Consider the following 19013-nt stretch of genomic DNA (forward strand, 5'->3'; position numbering starts at 1 on the left):
GGAATAGTTCATTATGTCGGCGACTCAAAATTACGGCACTGGCCGTCGCAAAACCGCAACCGCACGCGTTTTCCTGCGTCCGGGCACTGGTAACATCTCGATCAACAACCGCTCCCTGGACAATTTCTTCGGCCGCGAAACTGCCCGCATGGTAGTTCGTCAGCCGCTGGAACTGACCGAGACTGTTGAAAAGTTCGACATCTACGTCACCGTTATCGGTGGCGGTGTAAGTGGTCAAGCTGGCGCAATCCGCCACGGTATCACTCGCGCTCTGATGCAGTACGACGAAACCCTGCGTGGCGCTCTGCGCAAAGCTGGCTTCGTGACTCGTGATGCCCGTGAAGTAGAACGTAAGAAAGTCGGTCTGCGTAAAGCGCGTAAGCGTCCGCAGTACTCGAAGCGTTAATTCGCTTTACGTTCAACAAGAACGCCCAGCCTCCTTACGGAGCTGGGCGTTTTTTATTGCCCGCGATTTGTGCATAAAAATCGCCGTGACAACTTGCCACATCCGTAGACCCCCTATACTACAAGGCCTGGAGCCGGAGCTCCGGGTAATTCCCTTGTCAGAGGTGGGGCTTTTCATTACCATTCGGCAAAATTTTTATAAGTTCAGATTTAATACTTAGTAGACGCCTGATTTAACAGGCCAAAAAGCTGATGGGAGAGGACTGAATGAGCAATGACGGCGTGAATGCAGGCCGGCGTCGCTTCTTGGTAGCAGCCACATCCGTGGTGGGTGCTGCAGGAGCGGTGGGGGCTGCGGTCCCGTTCGTGGGGTCATGGTTTCCCAGTGCCAAGGCGAAAGCCGCAGGTGCACCGGTGAAAGTGAATGTCAGCAAGATCGAGCCAGGCCAGCAGATGATTGCTGAATGGCGCGGCCAGCCGGTATTCATTGTTCGTCGTACCGAGGAAATCCTGGGAAATCTGAAAAAGATCGAAGGCCAGCTGTCTGACCCGAAATCCGAGAAATCCGACCAACCCGCCTACGCCAAAAACGAAGCCCGTTCGATCAAGCCAGAGATTCTGCTGCTGGTCGGACTGTGTACCCATTTGGGTTGCTCACCTACTTTCCGCCCGGAAGTAGCCCCTGTCGATCTGGGCAAGGACTGGGTCGGCGGGTATTTCTGCCCGTGCCACGGTTCTCACTATGACCTTGCCGGTCGTGTCTACAAGTCTCAGCCTGCTCCATTGAACCTGCCCGTGCCACCGCACACCTACGAAACTGACGACCTTATTGTCATTGGCCTCGATAAGGAGAACGCGTGATGAGCAAGTTCATGGATTGGGTGGATGCGCGTTTCCCCGCCACTAAAATGTGGGAAGACCATCTCAGCAAATACTACGCCCCAAAAAACTTCAATTTCTTCTACTTCTTCGGGTCCCTGGCACTGCTGGTGCTGGTCAACCAGATCGTCACCGGCGTGTGGTTGACGATGAGCTATAACCCGTCGGCGGAAGAGGCGTTTGCCTCGGTCGAATACATCATGCGCGACGTCGAGTACGGCTCGATCCTGCGTCTGCTGCACTCCACCGGCGCTTCGGCGTTTTTCATCGTGGTCTACCTGCACATGTTCCGTGGCCTGCTCTACGGTTCCTACCAGAAGCCCCGCGAGCTGGTATGGGTCTTCGGCATGCTGATTTACCTGGCGCTGATGGCCGAAGCCTTCATGGGATACCTGCTGCCATGGGGTCAGATGTCGTACTGGGGCGCTCAGGTGATCATCTCGCTGTTTGGCGCGATCCCTGTGATCGGCAACGACCTGACCCAGTGGATCCGCGGTGACTACCTGATCTCCGGCATCACCTTGAACCGCTTCTTCGCCTTGCACGTAGTGGCCCTGCCGATTGTGATCCTGGGCCTGGTGGTGCTGCACATCCTGGCGCTGCACGAAGTGGGGTCCAACAACCCCGATGGCGTGGATATCAAGAAGCACAAGGACGAGAACGGCATCCCGCTGGATGGCATTCCGTTCCACCCTTACTACACCGTCAAAGACATTGTCGGCGTGGTCGTGTTCCTGTTCGTATTCTGCTCGATCGTGTTCTTTTTCCCGGAGATGGGCGGTTATTTCCTGGAGAAGCCTAACTTCGAACAGGCGAACGCCTTCAAGACACCTGAGCATATCGCGCCTGTCTGGTACTTCACGCCGTTCTACGCGATCCTGCGGGCGATCCCCGACAAACTCATGGGCGTAATCGCCATGGGTGCGGCCATCGCGGTGCTGTTCGTGCTGCCGTGGCTCGACCGAAGCCCGGTCAAGTCCATGCGCTACAAGGGTTGGCTGAGCAAGATCTGGCTGTGGGTGTTCTGTATCGCCTTCGTGATCCTGGGTGTCCTGGGTGTGCTGGCGCCAACGCCTGAACGGACGTTGCTGTCGCAGGTCTGCACCTTCCTGTACTTCGCCTACTTCATTCTGATGCCGTTCTATACCCGGCTCGAGAAGACCAAACCGGTTCCGGAAAGGGTGACTGGCTGATGAAAAAATTATTCGTTGCATTAATGCTTGCGGCACTGCCGCTGCTGTCCTTCGCTGCCGAACATGGCGGCCCGGAACTGGAAAAGGTCGACATTGACGTGTCCGACAAAGCCGCCATGCAGGACGGTGCGCGGACGTTCGCCAACTACTGCATGGGCTGCCACAGCGCCAAGTTCCAGCGCTATGAGCGAGTCGCCGATGACCTGGGCATCCCTCACGAGATGATGCTGGAGAAATTGGTGTTCACAGGGGCCAAGATCGGCGACCACATGAATATCGGGATGAAACCCGCCGATGCCAAGGCCTGGTTCGGCGCCGCACCGCCCGACCTGACACTGGTCGCTCGTGTGCGCGGTACCGATTGGCTCTACGGCTACCTCAAATCATTCTACGAAGATCCGACGCGCCCCTGGGGTGTGAACAACAAAGTCTTCCCGAACGTGGGCATGCCTAACGTTCTGGTCGGCCTGCAGGGTCGCCAAGTGGTAGGATGCAAGCAGGTTCAGGTCGTTGAGAACGGCAAGAAGCAATATGATCCGTTGACCGGAACGCCTCTGACCCATGAGGCCTGCGATCAACTGACCATCGTGCCGAAGACCGGCGCGCTTAACGAGGAGCAGTTTGACGAGAAGGTCAAGAACCTCGTGACCTTCCTGGCTTACTCGGCCAACCCGGTTAAACTGCAGCATCAGCGCATCGGTACCTATGTATTGTTGTACCTGGCTTTCTTCTTTGTATTCGCCTATCTGCTCAAACGCGAATACTGGAAGGATGTGCATTGATCCAACCGTAAGCAATTGCTGTTAATCTTGCGCGCCCAGCGGCCTCTCTGAACCGTAGCGATCTGTCATCAGGTCCTGCAGAGAGGCTCTCTGGGCGCGCTCGTTTTTGAGCTTTCGATAATTTCAACAAGCGAGGAGGACCGCCATGGGCGTGACCAATCGGTTGGCCTGTTACTCCGACCCCGCCGACCACTATTCCCACCGAGTACGCATCGTGCTCGCAGAGAAGGGTGTCAGCGCCGAGATCATCAGTGTGGAGGCAGGACGCCATCCACCGAAACTGATCGAAGTGAACCCTTACGGCAGCTTGCCCACCCTGGTCGATCGTGACCTGGCGTTGTGGGAGTCAACCGTGGTGATGGAATATCTGGATGAGCGTTACCCTCATCCGCCTTTGTTGCCGGTGTACCCGGTGGCGCGTGCCAACAGCCGCCTGCTGATCCATCGGATCCAACGTGACTGGTGCGGGCTGGTGGATGTGATCCTGGATTCGCGCAGCAAAGAGGCGGCCCGTGTTGTGGCGCGCAAGGAATTGCGCGAAAGCCTGACCGGCGTTTCGCCATTGTTCGCCGACAAGCCTTTTTTCCTCAGTGAGGAACAAAGCCTGGTCGATTGCTGCCTATTACCCATACTCTGGCGCTTGCCGATTCTGGGCATTGAACTGCCACGGCCGGCCAAGCCGTTGCTTGATTACATGGAGCGCCAGTTTGCGCGTGAGGCTTTCCAGGCGAGTCTGTCTGGTGTCGAACGCGATATGCGCTAAGGCTTAAGGAGCCGCTGATGAACTCCAGTCGACCCTACCTGGTCCGCGCGCTCTATGAGTGGATTGTGGACAACGATTGCACCCCGCACATGCTGGTCAATTCCGAATTTCCTGCGGTTCAGGTACCGCAGGGTTTTGCCAGTGACGGACAGATTGTGCTGAACGTGTCGCCCAGTGCGGTGCGTCATCTGCATATGGACAACGAAGCCGTTAGTTTCGAAGGGCGTTTCGGTGGTGTGCCGCACACGCTCTATGTGCCGATTGGCGCCATTCTCGGGATCTATGCCCGTGAGAATGGCCAAGGCATGGTGTTCGATCTGGAGTCGCCTTTCGAGGATGACGAAACGATCGACAGTGAAGACGGTGATGATCTGCCTCCGCCGGGCACCGAGCCACCGCGTCCCAGCGGCCGGCCAAGCCTGAAGGTGGTCAAGTAAGCCGTTACGTCCCGGGACGTGTCTGAAGAAAATGCCTCGATCTGTGTCGGGGCATTTTTTTGCGCGCTGGATAGGGATGAAAGTCGTGACTGGACGGTGATCGTACAACCGCCATGGGCTATGATGCGTGCTCAAGTTCGCCGAGAAAGATGATCCATCATGGAAAACGCCAACACCGCCCCTCGTCTTCCCCGCAAGCGCCGCAGCCTTGCCCAGGAATTGGTCACGGTGTTGTCCGAGCAAATCCGCGATGGCCAACTCAAGCGTGGCGATAAACTGCCTACCGAGTCGGCCATCATGGAAGCCCATGGGGTCAGCCGCACGGTGGTGCGCGAAGCCATCTCGCGCCTGCAGGCGGCAGGGCAGGTCGAGACGCGCCATGGCATCGGCACCTTTGTACTCGATACGCCCAGCCCCAGTGGTTTTCGCATTGATCCTGCCACCGTGGTGACGTTGCGCGATGTACTGGCCATTCTGGAGTTGCGTATCAGCCTGGAAGTGGAATCCGCCGGCCTCGCCGCGTTACGTCGCAACGATGAGCAACTGGCGGCCATGCGCGCGGCACTCGATGCGCTGAACGAGAGCGCCGCGCACGCGGGCGATGCGGTTGCATCGGACTTTGCTTTTCACCTGGAAATTGCCTTGTCCACCGGCAACCGCTACTTCACCGACATCATGACCCACCTGGGCACCAGCATCATTCCGCGTACCCGCCTGAACTCCGCGCGCCTGGCCCATGATGATCAGCAACACTACATGGACCGCCTGAGCCGCGAACACGAAGAAATCTACGAGGCGATTGCCCGCCAGGATTCGGACGCGGCACGAGCGGCCATGCGTTTGCACCTGACCAACAGTCGCGAGCGGCTGCGCCATGCTCATGAAGAGGCTGAAAGGGCTGTCTGATCACGCCGGTGGCCGAATATCAGTGGGGGGCTCGGTGACCAAGGTCTCTAGTATCAGCGTCTGGTCGTCGATGTCCTCTCCCATGAAAAAATACCTGCCTTTGACGAGAACCCATAGGTTTGCCAGGCTGAAATAAATGAAATCTCCGACATTCGCGGCTGCTTCGAGCTCAAAATACTGGGGATTGTCGACATTGCCCGGCAGCTTAGTCATGGAGTTGATGTGACATATCGTGCGCATTCCGGTCCTGCGCGATGTGATAGTCAGTGGAATAGTCGATGAGCTCTCTACGCCGGATTCACCTCGGGTCGAGTAACCCACGTGAATGGTTTTGCCAAGGTAGTTCGCGAGTGTCTCCTTGGGAATGGTTACTTTAAGATCGCTGAGAGGGAAGAAGTCCCCATCTTCCGGATCATCGGGCGAAACGCGCCATTCACTGGTGTTGAGCCGACGCATGTCATAACCGGACCACGTTGGAAATTCAGGGTCTTGTATTGGGTCGGTCAGAATGAACGCGTAAACCTGCGAATTAAGCGCTAACTTATCAGTGATGCTCAGGCTCAATGCCTCTGGAAGCTCTGCCAGCCTGATTCTACCTTTGTCGGCTTGTGGCTTGAGGATAGGAGGGGCTAGAGTCATGTTGGGTTCTCCTTGGTATCGGGGTGGTTGTAAAAATTTGCCTCAAGAGCTGCTTGCACTGCCCTTGAGGCGTGTTATCCCCCTCGTCTTGATCCCACGTAACTGTTAAAAATCACAGTTTCGACAAACGGCATTCTTCAAGCCGGAGCATTCGGCGTGTAGTCCTTGAGCAACAAATACGTACTCCATCCCCACCAGTCATTCGTCCAATGCTTGTCGTTCAGGTCATTCACGTCCTTGCGCCTCGCCACCTTGTCGCCTTCCATCTTGAACAACGGTGAAAAGTTGTTCGCCGGGTTCTGCGCGGCGTTCAGGTCCGGCACGTACAGCGGCGCCTTGAAAGTGGCCGGGGAGGGCGCGGTGCCGCTGATAAACGTCTCGAAGATCTCGTCCGCCGAGGCTTGCACCGCGCGCTTGACCTGGACCCGATTGGCCGCGTCGATGTCATCGAAGTAGCGTTTGTCCCCGTAGGCGTGCCATTCGTCGCCCATGGCGTTGCGCACCTTGAGTCCGAATTTACTGTCTTCGTCATGCATGAAACGGCTGATCAGCGAACCGAGATCGCCAGGTGTGACCACGGCGGCCAGTTGCTTGCGCGGGACGCGCAGGTGGCCGGCGGAAAACAGATCGGTCAAAAAGTGATCGGCAAAACTGTTCATGGCGTAGGCCAGTTCCAGCGCCTGATCGGTGCCGGTTTGATGGGCCACCACGGCTTGTTGCAGCGCTGCGGTATGCCCGGCGAGGTAGGCCGACAGTGCCCATTCGCCGAAATGGTCGGCATTGTCCGCCGCCAGCTTGAGGTAGCGACCCAGCGGAATCAGCGCCGACACCGCGCTGCCGCCACCGGTGATGCGGTTCCATTCCTCGGACAAGCTATCCCCCAGGGCGTCATACGCGTCATGGGGCTGTTTGCCGTCCTTGATGGCCTGGTTGACCGCGTTGATCTCCTTTTGCATCACCGCGAGGATCTTGCCGGCTTCTTCCCGTGAGGCCGGCAGCACTGCCAGGGAATTGAAGGCGGCCGTAAATCGTTGCACCCGTTCGGCGGGGGAGGCGCCATCGCTGATGGGATGGCCGGGGATGCCATAGAAATCGCCACCCAGGGCGATCACTTGGCCGTAGGTCAGGGCAAGCCCGTTGGGCAGGTGCAGCAGGACTTGGCGTGCGGGAATTGCCGCCGCGTCTTTGGCGAAACGCAACAGTGTGTCATCGCCGATGGCGGTGTGTTCCCCACCTTCGAAGCGCAGCAGGGGTGATTTTTTTTCGGGTGCCGCGAGTGTAGAACCGGACATGTTAGCTCCTTGCTATGTCGTAGGAATTTTCCCTTTATGCTGTATGGATATACAGCCATTGCGAGCTTAGAGGATAAATGTCCTACGTCAAGGAGCCTCGTATAAACATGGCGCAACGCCACGGTCGATGAATTGCAGTTGACGAATACTTTTATAGTTGTACGATGACGTACGACATCATCAAAACCAACAACAATCTTTCGACAGAAAGTCTTTACCCAGGGTGTTCGAATAATGAATCCACAAGAACTGAAGTCCATCCTCTCTCACGGTCTGCTGTCTTTCCCCGTGACCGATTTCAACGCCCAGGGCGATTTCCACCAGGCGGGTTACATCAAGCGCCTGGAATGGCTGGCCCCTTACGGCGCTACAGCCTTGTTCGCCGCAGGCGGCACCGGTGAGTTTTTTTCCCTGGCTGCCAGCGAATATTCTCAAGTGATCAAGACTGCCGTTGATACCTGCGCCACCAGCGTGCCGATCCTCGCGGGTGTCGGCGGTTCGACGCGCCAGGCTATCGAATATGCGCAGGAAGCCGAACGTCTGGGCGCCAAAGGCCTGCTGCTGCTGCCGCACTACCTCACCGAAGCCAGCCAGGACGGGGTTGCCGCCCACGTTGAAGCGGTGTGCAAATCGGTCAAGATCGGCGTGGTGGTCTATAACCGCAACGTCTGCCGCCTGACGGCGCCGCTGCTGGAACGCCTGGCTGAGCGCTGCCCGAACCTCATTGGCTACAAGGACGGTCTGGGCGACATCGAGCTGATGGTGTCGATCCGTCGCCGCCTCGGTGATCGTTTCAGCTACCTTGGCGGCCTGCCGACTGCAGAAGTCTACGCCGCGGCCTACAAGGCCCTGGGCGTGCCGGTGTACTCCTCGGCGGTGTTCAACTTCATCCCGAAAACCGCGATGGACTTCTACCACGCGATTGCCAGGGATGATCACGCCACCGTCGGCAAGATCATCGACAACTTCTTCCTGCCTTACCTGGACATTCGTAACCGCAAAGCCGGTTATGCCGTGAGCATCGTCAAGGCCGGTGCAAAAATCGCCGGTTACGACGCAGGCCCGGTGCGCACGCCGCTGACCGATCTGTTGCCGGAAGAATACGAAGCCCTGGCCGCGCTGATCGATAAGCAAGGCCCGCAATAAGACATTTACAAGGCCGCTGAGCAATCAGCGGCCTTTTGCGTCAGGAGAAGATTCGTGTCCCAATCCAAGCGTTTTGAGAACTACATCAATGGTCAGTGGGTGGCCGGTGCTGACTACTGCACCAACATCAACCCGTCGGAGTTGTCCGATGTCATCGGCGAATACGCCAAGGCTGATGTCGCTCAAGTCAACGCCGCTATCGACGCCGCCCGCGCCGCGTTCCCGGCCTGGTCCACCTCGGGTATCCAGGCACGTCACGATGCACTGGATAAAGTCGGCAGCGAAATCCTCGCTCGCCGTGAAGAGCTCGGCACGTTGCTGGCCCGTGAAGAAGGCAAGACCTTGCCCGAAGCCATCGGTGAAGTGACCCGCGCCGGTAATATCTTCAAGTTTTTCGCTGGCGAATGCCTGCGCTTGTCCGGCGACTACGTGCCGTCGGTGCGCCCGGGCGTCAACGTCGAAGTCACCCGCGAAGCCCTCGGTGTGGTTGGCCTGATTACGCCGTGGAACTTCCCGATTGCCATTCCTGCGTGGAAAATCGCGCCGGCCCTGGCCTACGGCAATTGCGTGGTGATCAAGCCCGCCGAGCTGGTGCCGGGTTGTGCCTGGGCATTGGCGGAAATCATCTCTCGCGCCGGTTTCCCGGACGGTGTGTTCAACCTGGTGATGGGCAGCGGCCGTGTGGTCGGTGATGTGCTGGTCAACAGCCCGAAAGTCGACGGTATCAGCTTCACCGGTTCCGTCGGTGTGGGTCGCCAGATCGCGGTCAGCTGTGTGTCGCGCCAGGCCAAAGTGCAGCTGGAAATGGGCGGCAAGAACCCGCAGATCATTCTCGACGACGCCGACCTCAAGCAAGCGGTGGAGCTGGCGGTGCAGAGCGCGTTCTATTCCACGGGCCAGCGTTGCACGGCGTCCAGCCGTTTGATCGTGACCGCCGGCATCCACGACCAGTTTGTCGCGGCCATGGCCGAGCGCATGAAGTCGATCAAGGTCGGCCACGCCCTCAAGAGCGGCACCGATATCGGCCCCGTCGTGTCCCAGGCCCAACTGGACCAGGACATGAAGTACATCGATATCGGCCAGAGCGAAGGCGCGCGGCTGGTCAGCGGTGGCGCCCTGGTGACGTGCGACACCGAGGGCTACTTCCTGGCGCCGACGTTGTTTGCCGACAGCGAAGCGTCCATGCGCATCAGCCGCGAAGAAATCTTCGGCCCGGTGGCCAACGTGGTGCGCGTAGCCGACTACGAGGCGGCGCTGGCCATGGCCAACGACACCGAGTTCGGCTTGTCGGCCGGTATCGCCACCACGTCGCTCAAGTATGCCAACCACTTCAAGCGTCACTCCCAGGCCGGGATGGTGATGGTCAATCTGCCGACCGCCGGCGTGGATTACCACGTGCCGTTCGGTGGCCGTAAGGGCTCATCCTATGGTTCGCGTGAGCAGGGTCGCTATGCGCAAGAGTTCTACACCGTGGTGAAAACCAGCTACATCGGTTCGTAATACGCAACACCCAGTGGGGGCCGGATGCGTGCCGGACCCCACGACAAAAACAGAAAACCATTACCCGCAAAAAAAATAATTAGTGGGAGTACTTCTACATGCAAGCGACCAAGCCGACCCACGTCCGCTATTTGATCCTGCTCATGCTGTTTGTGGTGACCACGATCAACTACGCCGACCGGGCCACCATCGCCATCGCGGGCTCCAGCCTGCAAAAAGACCTCGGCATCGACGCGGTCACCCTCGGTTATATCTTCTCCGCATTCGGTTGGGCCTATGTGGCCGGGCAAATCCCCGGTGGCTGGCTGCTGGACCGGTTCGGCTCGAAAAAAGTCTATGCCCTGAGCATCTTCACCTGGTCTCTGTTCACCGTGCTGCAAGGCTATGTCGGTGAGTTCGGTGTCTCCACCGCCGTGGTCGCGCTGTTTATGCTGCGCTTCCTGGTAGGCCTGGCCGAAGCGCCGTCCTTTCCGGGGAACGCGCGGATCGTGGCCGCCTGGTTCCCGACCGCAGAGCGCGGCACGGCTTCGGCGATCTTCAACTCGGCGCAGTACTTCGCCACGGTGCTGTTCGCGCCGCTGATGGGATGGATCGTCTACCGCTTCGGCTGGCAGCACGTGTTCATCGTAATGGGCGCGATCGGTATCGTGTTCTCGCTGATCTGGCTGAAAGTGATCCACAGCCCGCGTCAGCACCCGATGATCAATGAGGCCGAGCTCAATCACATCGCCGCCAATGGCGCGATGGTCGATATGGACCAGGACAAAGCCAAGGGTAAGAAAACCGACGGGCCGAAGTGGGATTACATCCGTCAGTTGCTCACCAACCGCATGATGCTTGGCGTGTACCTCGGCCAGTACTGCATCAATGGCATCACCTACTTCTTCCTGACATGGTTCCCCGTGTACCTGGTGCAGGACCGTGGCATGACCATCCTCAAGGCCGGTTTCATCGCCTCGTTGCCGGCGATCTGCGGCTTTATCGGCGGCGTGCTCGGCGGGGTGATTTCCGATTACCTGCTGCGCAAAGGCCACTCGCTGACCTTCGCCCGCAAGGCGCCGATCATTGCCGGCCTGCTGGTCTCCAGCAGCATCATCGCGTGCAACTATGTTGACGTTGAATGGATGGTGGTGGGCTTCATGGCCTTGGCCTTCTTCGGCAAGGGTGTTGGCGCACTGGGCTGGGCGGTGGTGTCTGACACCTCGCCGAAACAAATCGCCGGTCTCAGTGGCGGCCTGTTCAACACCTTCGGTAACCTGGCGTCGATCACCACACCGATTGTCATCGGCTACATCATCAGTACCACCGGTTCGTTCAAGTGGGCCCTGGTGTTTGTCGGCGCTAACGCGCTGGTGGCGGTGTTCAGCTACCTGGTGATCGTCGGCCCGATCAAGCGTGTCGTACTCAAAGAGCCGCCAAGCAAAGGGCCTGAGTTGACCAACCTAACCGAAGCGCATTCCTGAGAGGCCCTGTGATGCAGTTGATTGAACATGCCGACTCGCCGCGCTCCATTCGCCTGCACGAGCGCGACAACGTAGTGATCGTGGTCAACGACCAGGGTGTACCGGCCGGGACCGAGTTCCCGGACGGCCTGGTGACCGTGGATTTCATCCCCCAGAGCCATAAAGTGACCCTGGAGGATATCCCCGAAGGCGGTCAGATTATTCGCTACGGACAGACCATCGGTTACGCCCTGGCGCCGATTCCGCGTGGCAGTTGGGTCCAGGAAGATCAACTGCGCATGCCTACCGCGCCACCGCTGGACAGCTTGCCGCTGTCCACCGAGGTGCCCGAGGGCCAGGCGCCGCTGGAGGGCTACACGTTCGAGGGCTACCGCAATACCGACGGCACTGTCGGCACGCGCAATATCCTGGGCATCACCACCACGGTGCAGTGCGTGACCGGGGTGCTGGACCACGCGGTCAAGCGCATCAAGGAGGAGTTGCTGCCCAAGTACCCCAACGTCGATGACGTGGTGGCGCTGACTCACAGTTATGGCTGCGGGGTGGCGATCACCGCGACGGATGCCTACATTCCGATCCGTACCGTGCGCAACCTGGCGCGCAACCCGAACCTGGGGGGCGAAGCCCTGGTGATCAGCCTGGGCTGCGAGAAACTGCAGGCCGGCCAGGTGATGCACGACAACGACAGTTCCGTCGATTTGAGCGAGCCGTGGCTGTATCGGCTGCAGGACTCCAGCCACGGCTTCACCGAGATGATCGAGCAGATCATGGAACTGGCCGAAGTGCGCTTGAAGAAGCTCGACCAGCGCCGCCGGGAAACCGTGCCGGCGTCCGAGCTGATCCTGGGCATGCAATGCGGCGGCAGCGATGCGTTTTCCGGCATCACCGCCAACCCGGCACTGGGCTACGCCTCGGATTTGCTGCTGCGGGCGGGCGCGACGGTAATGTTTTCCGAAGTCACCGAAGTACGTGATGCCATCTACCTGCTGACCTCTCGCGCACAGACGAAGGAAGTGGCCGAAGAGTTGGTCAGAGAAATGGACTGGTACGACCGTTACCTGGCCAAGGGCGAAGCGGACCGCAGTGCCAACACCACGCCGGGCAACAAGAAGGGCGGGTTGTCGAACATTGTCGAGAAGTCGTTGGGCTCCATCGTCAAGTCCGGCAGCAGCGCGATCAACGGCGTGCTGGGCCCTGGCGAGCGCTTCAAGGGCAAGGGCCTGATTTTCTGCGCCACCCCGGCCAGCGATTTTGTGTGCGGTACGTTGCAACTGGCGGCGGGGATGAACCTGCATGTATTTACCACCGGTCGTGGTACGCCTTATGGGCTGGCGATGGCGCCGGTGGTGAAGGTCTCGACCCGTACGGAACTGGCGCAACGCTGGCCGGACCTCATCGACATCGACGCCGGGCGCATCGCCACCGGGCGCGCGAGTATCGAGGAGTTGGGCTGGGAGTTGTTTCACTTCTACCTGGACGTGGCCAGCGGCAAGAAGAAAACGTGGGCGGAGCATCACAAGCTGCACAACGACATTACCTTGTTCAACCCGGCGCCGATCACCTGAGATCGAGGCGTCTGCATCGGGGCAAGCCCCCTCCCACACTTGAAGGTATTCACAATTCAAACTGTGGGAGGGGGCTTGCCCCCGATTGCGGTCTAACAGGCACCGCTGAGCTGCATGGCTTATCATTAGCCACCTAACGACGCTCACCAAGGTTCTTCCCGGCATGCTGGCTATCTTTCTCACTACCCTCACGATCACCGCGCCGGTGTTTGCCATGCTGTTTCTGGGTGTGCTGCTCAAGCGCATCAACTGGATCAACGACAACTTTATCCACACCGCATCGTCCCTGGTGTTCAACGTCACCATGCCGGCGTTGCTGTTCCTCGGCATCCTGCACGCCGACCTGCATTCGGCGCTCAAGCCGGGCCTGCTGATCTACTTTTCCGTGGCCACGCTGGTGAGCTTTACGCTGGCCTGGGCCTGGGCCATCTTTCGTTGCCGCAAAGAAGACCGTGGCATCTATACCCAAGGCGCGTTTCGCGGCAATAACGGGGTGATCGGTCTGGCGTTGGCCGCGAGCATGTATGGTGACTACGGCATCTCCCTCGGTGCGATCCTCGCGGCGCTGGTGATCCTGTTCTACAACACCCTGTCGACCATTGTGCTGGCGGTGTACAGCCCGGTGATCAAGTCCGACCCGTGGAGCATCTTCAAAAGCGTGATCGCCAACCCGCTTATCATCAGCGTGATTGCCGCCGCGCCGTTCGCGTACTTTCAGATCGGTCTGCCGGGCTGGCTGGAAAAATCCGCCCAGTATCTGGCCGACACGACCTTGCCGCTGGCGCTGATCTGCATCGGCGGTACCTTGTCCCTGGCGGCGCTGCGCAAAAGCGGCAGCATGGCCTTGAGTGCGAGCCTGATGAAGATGATCTGGCTGCCGCTGCTCGCCACCCTGGGCGCTTGGCTGCTGGGCTTTCGCGGGGCGGAACTGGGGATTTTGTTCTTGTACTTCGGTGCGCCGACGGCGGCTGCCAGCTTTGTGATGGCTCGCGCGGCCGAGGGCAATCATGAACTGGCGGCGGCGATTATTGTGATCACCACGCTGATGGCGGCGGTGACCACGAATATCGGGATCTTTGTGTTGCAGGCCGGGGGCTGGATCTAGGCGTCCTGCTGGTAGCTGTCGATCACTTCCTGCGCTGCCCGAAACGCATCGATGGCGGCCGGTACCCCGGCGTACACCGCACAATGCAGCAGCGCCTCGCGAATCTCTTCCACGGTACAGCCATTGTTCAGCGCGCCGCGCACATGGCCCTTGAGTTCCTGCGGGCACTTGAGCGCGGTCAGGGCGGCGAGAGTGATCAGGCTGCGGGTCTTGAGCGGCAAACCGTCGCGGTTCCACACGGCGCCCCAGGCGTGCTCGTTGACGAAGTCCTGCAGCGGCTGGGTGAACGCCGTGGCGTTGCCCAGCGCGCGGTCGACGAATGCGTCGCCCATCACCTGGCGACGCATCTCAACCCCGGGTGTTTTCTGCTCGGTCATGACGATTCCCTCTTGTGTTGGCGGCGCCAGGCTCGCAGCGTGCTGAACAACAGGAAAGCCACCAGCACTGGCAGGATGTAATACACCATCAAGTGTTCAAGTTTGTTGGCCAGGGGCATGCCGGTGGTGAACGACATCACATGCAGCCCATACGCCAGGTACAAGCCCAGCAGCACCAAACCTTCGGCACGGGTCACGCGGTAGCCGGTATAGAACACCGGCAGGCACAGCACCACCACGCCCAGCATCACCGGCAAATCGAAATCCAGCGCATTGGGCGACACCGACAGCGGCGACGGCGCGAGCACGGCGGTAAGGCCCAGCACGCCCAGCAGGTTGAACAGGTTGCTGCCGATCACGTTGCCTACGGCAATTTCCCGCTGGCCGCGCAGGGCGGCGATCAGGGAGGTGGCCATGCACGGCAGCGAGGTGCCGACGCCGATCAGTGTCAGGCCGATAATGCGTTCCGACAGGCCCAGGTCGCCAGCCACATCCACTGCCGCACCCAGCAGCAGGTGGCCGGCCAGTACCAGGATCAGCAGCCCGCCGAGCATCAGCAGCACACTGCTCAGCCACGGCGCCCGTGCCACGGTGTCGAGCGTGCGCGGGCGCCGTGAGTGTCGGGTCTGATAATGCAGCACGCCGAGATAGGCGCTCAGGGCCACCAGCAGCAACACGCCATCGAGCGGCGTGAGTTCTTCATTGGCGGCCAGGGTGAACACCAGCAGCCCGGCGAGGATCATCACCGGAATATCCAGGCGTACCAGTTGGCGCGACACCCGCAGGGGGATGATCAGCGCAGAAAGGCCCAGGGTCACCAGGATGTTGAAGATGCTGCTGCCGATCACACTGCCCACGGCAATGTCGGTATTGCCGGCCAGGGTGGCCTGCAGGCTGACCGTCATCTGCGGCGCGCTGCTGCCGAAGGCCACGATGGTCAAGCCGATGATCAATGGCCGTACCTTGAGGCTCGCCGCCAGGCGCACGGCGGCGCGCACCAGGATTTCGGCGCCAAGGATCAGCAACACGAGGCCGCTGGTCAGTTCGAGCAGGCTCCAGGGGGAGAGGGCGGTTAATCCGAAAATGGCCAGGGCTCCTTTGCGCTGTGGTTCAGTTGCTCAGGGCTTGCACGCGAACGCGGGCGGTGCCGCTGCCGAGCATACCCAGTTGCTCGGCCGCCTTGCGGGAAAGATCAATCAAGCGCCCACGGGCATGTGGGCCGCGATCGTTGATGCGCACCACCACGGCTCGATCGTTGTTCAGGTTGGTGACCCTGACCTGAGTGCCGAAGGGCAGGCGCCGATGGGCGGCGGTCAGGGCGTTCTGGTTGAAGGGTTCACCGCTGGCAGTCTTCTTGCCATGGTGTCTGGCGCCGTAATAGGAAGCGGTGCCGGTTTCGTCGTAGCCATTGGGGTCGATGATGCCGCTGGCGCAACCGCCTAAAAGAGAGAACAGGGCCAGGAGGCCGAGTAGACGCTTCATTCCAAGGTTACCCCGTTACAAATGTGGGAAGGGGCTTGCCCCGATAGCAGTGTCAGCCGCCACTGGGTTGACTGAATCACCGCTATCGGGGGCAAGCCCCCTCGCACAGGGAGTCCGAGTTAAGCGTGAAGTCTCACTCGGACCATTCATCGCTGTCAGCCTTCAAGCTTGCTTTTGAGCAGCTCGTTCACCTGTTGCGGGTTGGCCTTGCCCTTGGAGGCTTTCATGGCCTGGCCCACAAAGAAGCCGAACATCTTGCCGCGCTTGGCCTCGTCTGCCGCACGATACTGCTCGACCTGCTCGGCGTTGGCCGCGAGCATTTCATCGAGTACGGCCGAAATCGCGCCACTGTCGGTGACTTGCTTGAGGCCGCGCTTTTCGATGATCTCGTCGGCACTGCCTTCGCCGCTGGCCATGGCTTCGAACACGGTCTTGGCGATCTTGCCGGAGATGGTGTTGTCCTTGATGCGCAGCAGCATGCCGCCCAGTTGCTCGGCGGTGACCGGTGCTTCGTCGATTTCCAGGCCCTGTTTGTTCAACAGGCTGCCCAGCTCGACCATCACCCAGTTGGCCGCCAGTTTGGCGTCACCGGCAATGCTTACGACTTTTTCGAAGTAGTTGGCTTGTTCGCGGCTGGAGGCCAAAACGCTGGCATCGTAGACCGACAGGCCGAACTGCGCCTGGAAGCGCTCGCGTTTCTGCTGTGGCAATTCCGGCAGGGTGGCGCGGATGTCATTGAGGAACGAATCCTCCAGCACCACCGGCAACAGGTCCGGATCGGGGAAGTAACGGTAGTCGTTGGCTTCCTCTTTGCTGCGCATGGCGCGGGTTTCGTCCTTGTTCGGGTCGTACAGGCGCGTTTGCTGGATAACCTTGCCGCCATCTTCGATCAGTTCGATCTGGCGGCGCACTTCGCTGTTGATCGCCTTCTCGATAAAGCGGAACGAGTTGACGTTCTTGATCTCGCAGCGGGTGCCGAATTCGACCTGGCCCTTTGGACGGATCGATACGTTGCAGTCGCAACGCAGCGAGCCTTCGGCCATGTTGCCGTCGCAGATACCCAGGTAGCGCACCAGCGCGTGGATGGTTTTGACGTAGGCCACGGCTTCCTTGGCGCTGCGCATGTCCGGCTCGGAGACGATCTCCAGCAGTGGCGTGCCGGCGCGGTTCAGGTCGATACCGGTAGCGCCCGGGAATTCTTCGTGCAGGCTTTTACCGGCATCCTCTTCCAGGTGGGCGCGGGTTACGCCGACACGTTTGATCGTGCCGTCTTCCAGCGGGATGTCCAGGTGGCCCTTGCCGACGATCGGCAGTTCCATCTGGCTGATCTGATAGCCCTTGGGCAGATCCGGGTAAAAGTAGTTCTTGCGTGCAAACACGTTGTGCTGGCCGATCTCGGCGTCAATCGCCAGGCCGAACATCACCGCCATGCGTACCGCTTCCTGGTTCAGCACCGGCAGTACGCCGGGCATGCCCAGGTCGACCAGGCTGGCCTGGGTGTTGGGCTCGGAGCCGAACGTGGTGGCGCTACCGGAGAAAATCTTCGATTGGGTGGCGAGCTGGGTATGAATCTCCAGCCCGATCACGACTTCCCATTGCATAGTGTTCTCCTCAGAAGCCGGTAGGGGTGCGGGTGTGCCAGTCAGTGTGCAACTGGTACTGGTGCGCCACATTGAGCAGGCGGCCTTCCTGGAAATACGGGGCCAGCAACTGCACGCCCACCGGCAGGCCATCGACGAAACCGGCCGGCATGGACAAGCCTGGCAAGCCCGCGAGGTTGGCGGTGATGGTGTAGAGGTCTTCCAGGTACTCGGCGATCGGGTCGCCGGTCTTGGCGCCGATCTTCCAGGCCGGGTTCGGCGTGGTCGGGCCGAGGATTACGTCGACTTCTTCGAAGGCGGCCATGAAGTCGTTCTTGATCAGGCGTCGGATTTTCTGCGCCTTGAGGTAGTAAGCGTCGTAATAGCCGGCCGACAGGGCATACGCACCGACCATGATGCGGCGCTGCACTTCGGCACCGAAGCCTTCGCCACGGGAGCGCTTGTACAGGTCGGTGAGGTCCTTCGGGTTCTCGCAGCGGTAGCCGAAGCGCACGCCGTCGAAACGCGACAGGTTGGAGGAGGCTTCCGCTGGTGCGATCACGTAGTAGGCAGGAATCGCGTGCTGGTTGTTCGGCAGGCTGATTTCCTTGATGACGGCGCCGAGCTTTTCCAGCTCTTTGATGCTGTTATGCACCAACTCGGCGATGCGCGGGTCGAGGCCGGCGCTGAAGTATTCCTTCGGCACGCCGATGCGCAGGCCCTTGATCGAGGCGTTGAGGCTGGCGCTGTAGTCCGGCACCGGTTCATCGATGCTGGTGGAATCCTGCGGGTCGAAGCCGGCCATGCCCTGCAGCAGCAGCGCGCAGTCTTCGGCGCTGCGGGCCAGCGGGCCGCCCTGATCGAGGCTGGAGGCGTAGGCGATCATGCCCCAACGGGAGACGCGACCGTAGGTCGGCTTCAAACCGGTGAGGTTAGTGAACGCCGCCGGCTGGCGGATCGAGCCGCCGGTGTCGGTGGCGGTGGCCGCCGGCAGGAAACGCGCGGCAACGGCGGCTGCCGAACCCCCGGACGAACCACCCGGCACGTGTTCCAGGTTCCATGGGTTTTTTACCGCGCCGTAGTGGCTCGACTCGTTGGCCGAACCCATGGCGAATTCGTCCATGTTGGTCTTGCCCAGAGTCACGGCCCCCGCCGTCGCGAGCTTGGACACCACGGTGGCGTCGTAGGGTGCCTTGAAGTTGTCGAGCATCTTCGAGCCGCAACTGGTGCGAATGCCCTGGGTGCAGAACAGGTCTTTGTGGGCGATCGGGGCGCCCAGCAGTGCGCCGTTCTCACCGTTGGCGCGACGGGCGTCGGCGGCCTTGGCCTGGCTCAGGGCCAGTTCTTCGGTGAGGCTGATGAAGCTGTTGACCTTGGGGTCCAGCTCGGCGATGCGCGCCAGCAGGGTTTTGGTCAGCTCTTCGGAGGAAAACTTTTTATCGGCGAGACCGCGGGCGATCTCGGCCAGAGTCATGTGATGCATGAAAGGCTCTTTCCCT

General features: G+C 60.1%; 19 protein-coding genes. 12 read left to right on the plus strand and 7 right to left on the minus strand.

The window, feature by feature from the left end:
* The first annotated feature begins 13 nt into the window (after positions 1–13).
* The 7 genes from rpsI to PSH94_RS04140 all read left to right on the plus strand — a co-directional run bounded on the left by rpsI (position 14) and on the right by PSH94_RS04140 (position 5365).
* Positions 14–406, plus strand: coding sequence for a 30S ribosomal protein S9 (gene rpsI / locus PSH94_RS04110; RefSeq protein ID WP_002555064.1), 393 nt, complete (start codon positions 14–16; stop codon positions 404–406).
* A 266-nt stretch (positions 407–672) separates the two neighbouring features.
* On the plus strand, positions 673–1266 hold the full coding sequence (gene petA / locus PSH94_RS04115) for a ubiquinol-cytochrome c reductase iron-sulfur subunit (RefSeq protein ID WP_034095877.1): 594 nt from the start codon (positions 673–675) through the stop codon (positions 1264–1266).
* On the plus strand, positions 1266–2477 hold the full coding sequence (locus PSH94_RS04120) for a cytochrome bc complex cytochrome b subunit (protein WP_034095878.1): 1212 nt from the start codon (positions 1266–1268) through the stop codon (positions 2475–2477). The genes petA and PSH94_RS04120 overlap by 1 nt, the downstream gene beginning before the upstream one ends.
* The gene (locus tag PSH94_RS04125; RefSeq protein ID WP_181080604.1) at positions 2477–3259 is read left to right on the plus strand and encodes a cytochrome c1; all 783 of its coding nucleotides are present in this window, start codon (positions 2477–2479) and stop codon (positions 3257–3259) included. Before PSH94_RS04120 ends, PSH94_RS04125 begins: the two co-directional genes overlap by 1 nt.
* 145 nt (positions 3260–3404) lie before the next feature.
* Positions 3405–4022, plus strand: a complete 618-nt coding sequence (locus PSH94_RS04130; RefSeq protein WP_032886246.1) for a glutathione S-transferase N-terminal domain-containing protein — start codon at positions 3405–3407, stop codon at positions 4020–4022.
* Positions 4023–4039: 17 nt separating this feature from the next.
* Positions 4040–4459: a ClpXP protease specificity-enhancing factor gene (locus PSH94_RS04135; RefSeq protein WP_181080605.1), complete on the plus strand. Its 420-nt coding sequence runs from the start codon at positions 4040–4042 to the stop codon at positions 4457–4459.
* 159 nt (positions 4460–4618) lie between these two features.
* A complete protein-coding gene (locus PSH94_RS04140) occupies positions 4619–5365 on the plus strand; it encodes a FadR/GntR family transcriptional regulator (RefSeq protein ID WP_181080606.1) in 747 nt (248 codons plus the stop codon).
* On the opposite strand, the gene PSH94_RS04145 is transcribed toward PSH94_RS04140, so the two are convergent.
* Positions 5366–6004 (minus strand): hypothetical protein, encoded by a 639-nt coding sequence (locus tag PSH94_RS04145; protein ID WP_181080607.1) that lies wholly within the window; start codon positions 6002–6004, stop codon positions 5366–5368.
* 137 nt (positions 6005–6141) lie between these two features.
* A complete protein-coding gene (locus PSH94_RS04150; protein WP_181080608.1) occupies positions 6142–7296 on the minus strand; it encodes a phospholipase in 1155 nt (384 codons plus the stop codon).
* A 234-nt stretch (positions 7297–7530) separates the two neighbouring features.
* Here PSH94_RS04150 and kdgD point away from each other — a divergent pair, with 234 nt between their 5' ends.
* The 5 genes from kdgD to PSH94_RS04175 all read left to right on the plus strand — a co-directional run bounded on the left by kdgD (position 7531) and on the right by PSH94_RS04175 (position 14075).
* The gene (kdgD, locus tag PSH94_RS04155; protein ID WP_253510464.1) at positions 7531–8442 is read left to right on the plus strand and encodes a 5-dehydro-4-deoxyglucarate dehydratase; all 912 of its coding nucleotides are present in this window, start codon (positions 7531–7533) and stop codon (positions 8440–8442) included.
* A 54-nt stretch (positions 8443–8496) separates the two neighbouring features.
* Complete coding sequence (locus tag PSH94_RS04160) at positions 8497–9942, plus strand: aldehyde dehydrogenase family protein (RefSeq protein ID WP_266245983.1); 1446 nt, start codon at positions 8497–8499, stop codon at positions 9940–9942.
* A gap of 98 nt (positions 9943–10040) precedes the next feature.
* Positions 10041–11405, plus strand: a complete 1365-nt coding sequence (locus tag PSH94_RS04165) for an MFS transporter (protein WP_181080611.1) — start codon at positions 10041–10043, stop codon at positions 11403–11405.
* 11 nt (positions 11406–11416) lie between these two features.
* Complete coding sequence (gene garD, locus PSH94_RS04170) at positions 11417–12970, plus strand: galactarate dehydratase (protein ID WP_285427898.1); 1554 nt, start codon at positions 11417–11419, stop codon at positions 12968–12970.
* A 163-nt stretch (positions 12971–13133) separates the two neighbouring features.
* On the plus strand, positions 13134–14075 hold the full coding sequence (locus tag PSH94_RS04175) for an AEC family transporter (RefSeq protein ID WP_305436570.1): 942 nt from the start codon (positions 13134–13136) through the stop codon (positions 14073–14075).
* On the opposite strand, the gene PSH94_RS04180 is transcribed toward PSH94_RS04175, so the two are convergent.
* The 5 genes from PSH94_RS04180 to gatA all read right to left on the minus strand — a co-directional run bounded on the left by PSH94_RS04180 (position 14072) and on the right by gatA (position 18997).
* Entirely contained in the window at positions 14072–14452 is a 381-nt protein-coding gene (locus tag PSH94_RS04180) for a carboxymuconolactone decarboxylase family protein (protein ID WP_285427899.1), read from the minus strand. The genes PSH94_RS04175 and PSH94_RS04180 overlap by 4 nt on opposite strands.
* Positions 14449–15495, minus strand: a complete 1047-nt coding sequence (locus tag PSH94_RS04185) for a calcium/sodium antiporter (protein WP_253511994.1) — start codon at positions 15493–15495, stop codon at positions 14449–14451. The genes PSH94_RS04180 and PSH94_RS04185 overlap by 4 nt, the downstream gene beginning before the upstream one ends.
* A 67-nt stretch (positions 15496–15562) precedes the next feature.
* The gene (locus PSH94_RS04190) at positions 15563–15934 is read right to left on the minus strand and encodes a septal ring lytic transglycosylase RlpA family protein (RefSeq protein ID WP_181080614.1); all 372 of its coding nucleotides are present in this window, start codon (positions 15932–15934) and stop codon (positions 15563–15565) included.
* A gap of 155 nt (positions 15935–16089) precedes the next feature.
* Positions 16090–17535 carry an Asp-tRNA(Asn)/Glu-tRNA(Gln) amidotransferase subunit GatB gene (gene gatB, locus PSH94_RS04195; RefSeq protein WP_181080615.1) on the minus strand — a complete coding sequence of 482 codons (1446 nt, stop codon included), beginning with the start codon at positions 17533–17535 and terminating at the stop codon, positions 16090–16092.
* Positions 17536–17545: 10 nt separating this feature from the next.
* The gene (gene gatA, locus PSH94_RS04200; RefSeq protein WP_305436571.1) at positions 17546–18997 is read right to left on the minus strand and encodes an Asp-tRNA(Asn)/Glu-tRNA(Gln) amidotransferase subunit GatA; all 1452 of its coding nucleotides are present in this window, start codon (positions 18995–18997) and stop codon (positions 17546–17548) included.
* Positions 18998–19013: the final 16 nt, after the last annotated feature.

It is taken from the genome of Pseudomonas sp. FP2254, assembly GCF_030687695.1.
Taxonomy (GTDB): Bacteria; Pseudomonadota; Gammaproteobacteria; order Pseudomonadales; family Pseudomonadaceae; genus Aquipseudomonas; species Aquipseudomonas quebecensis.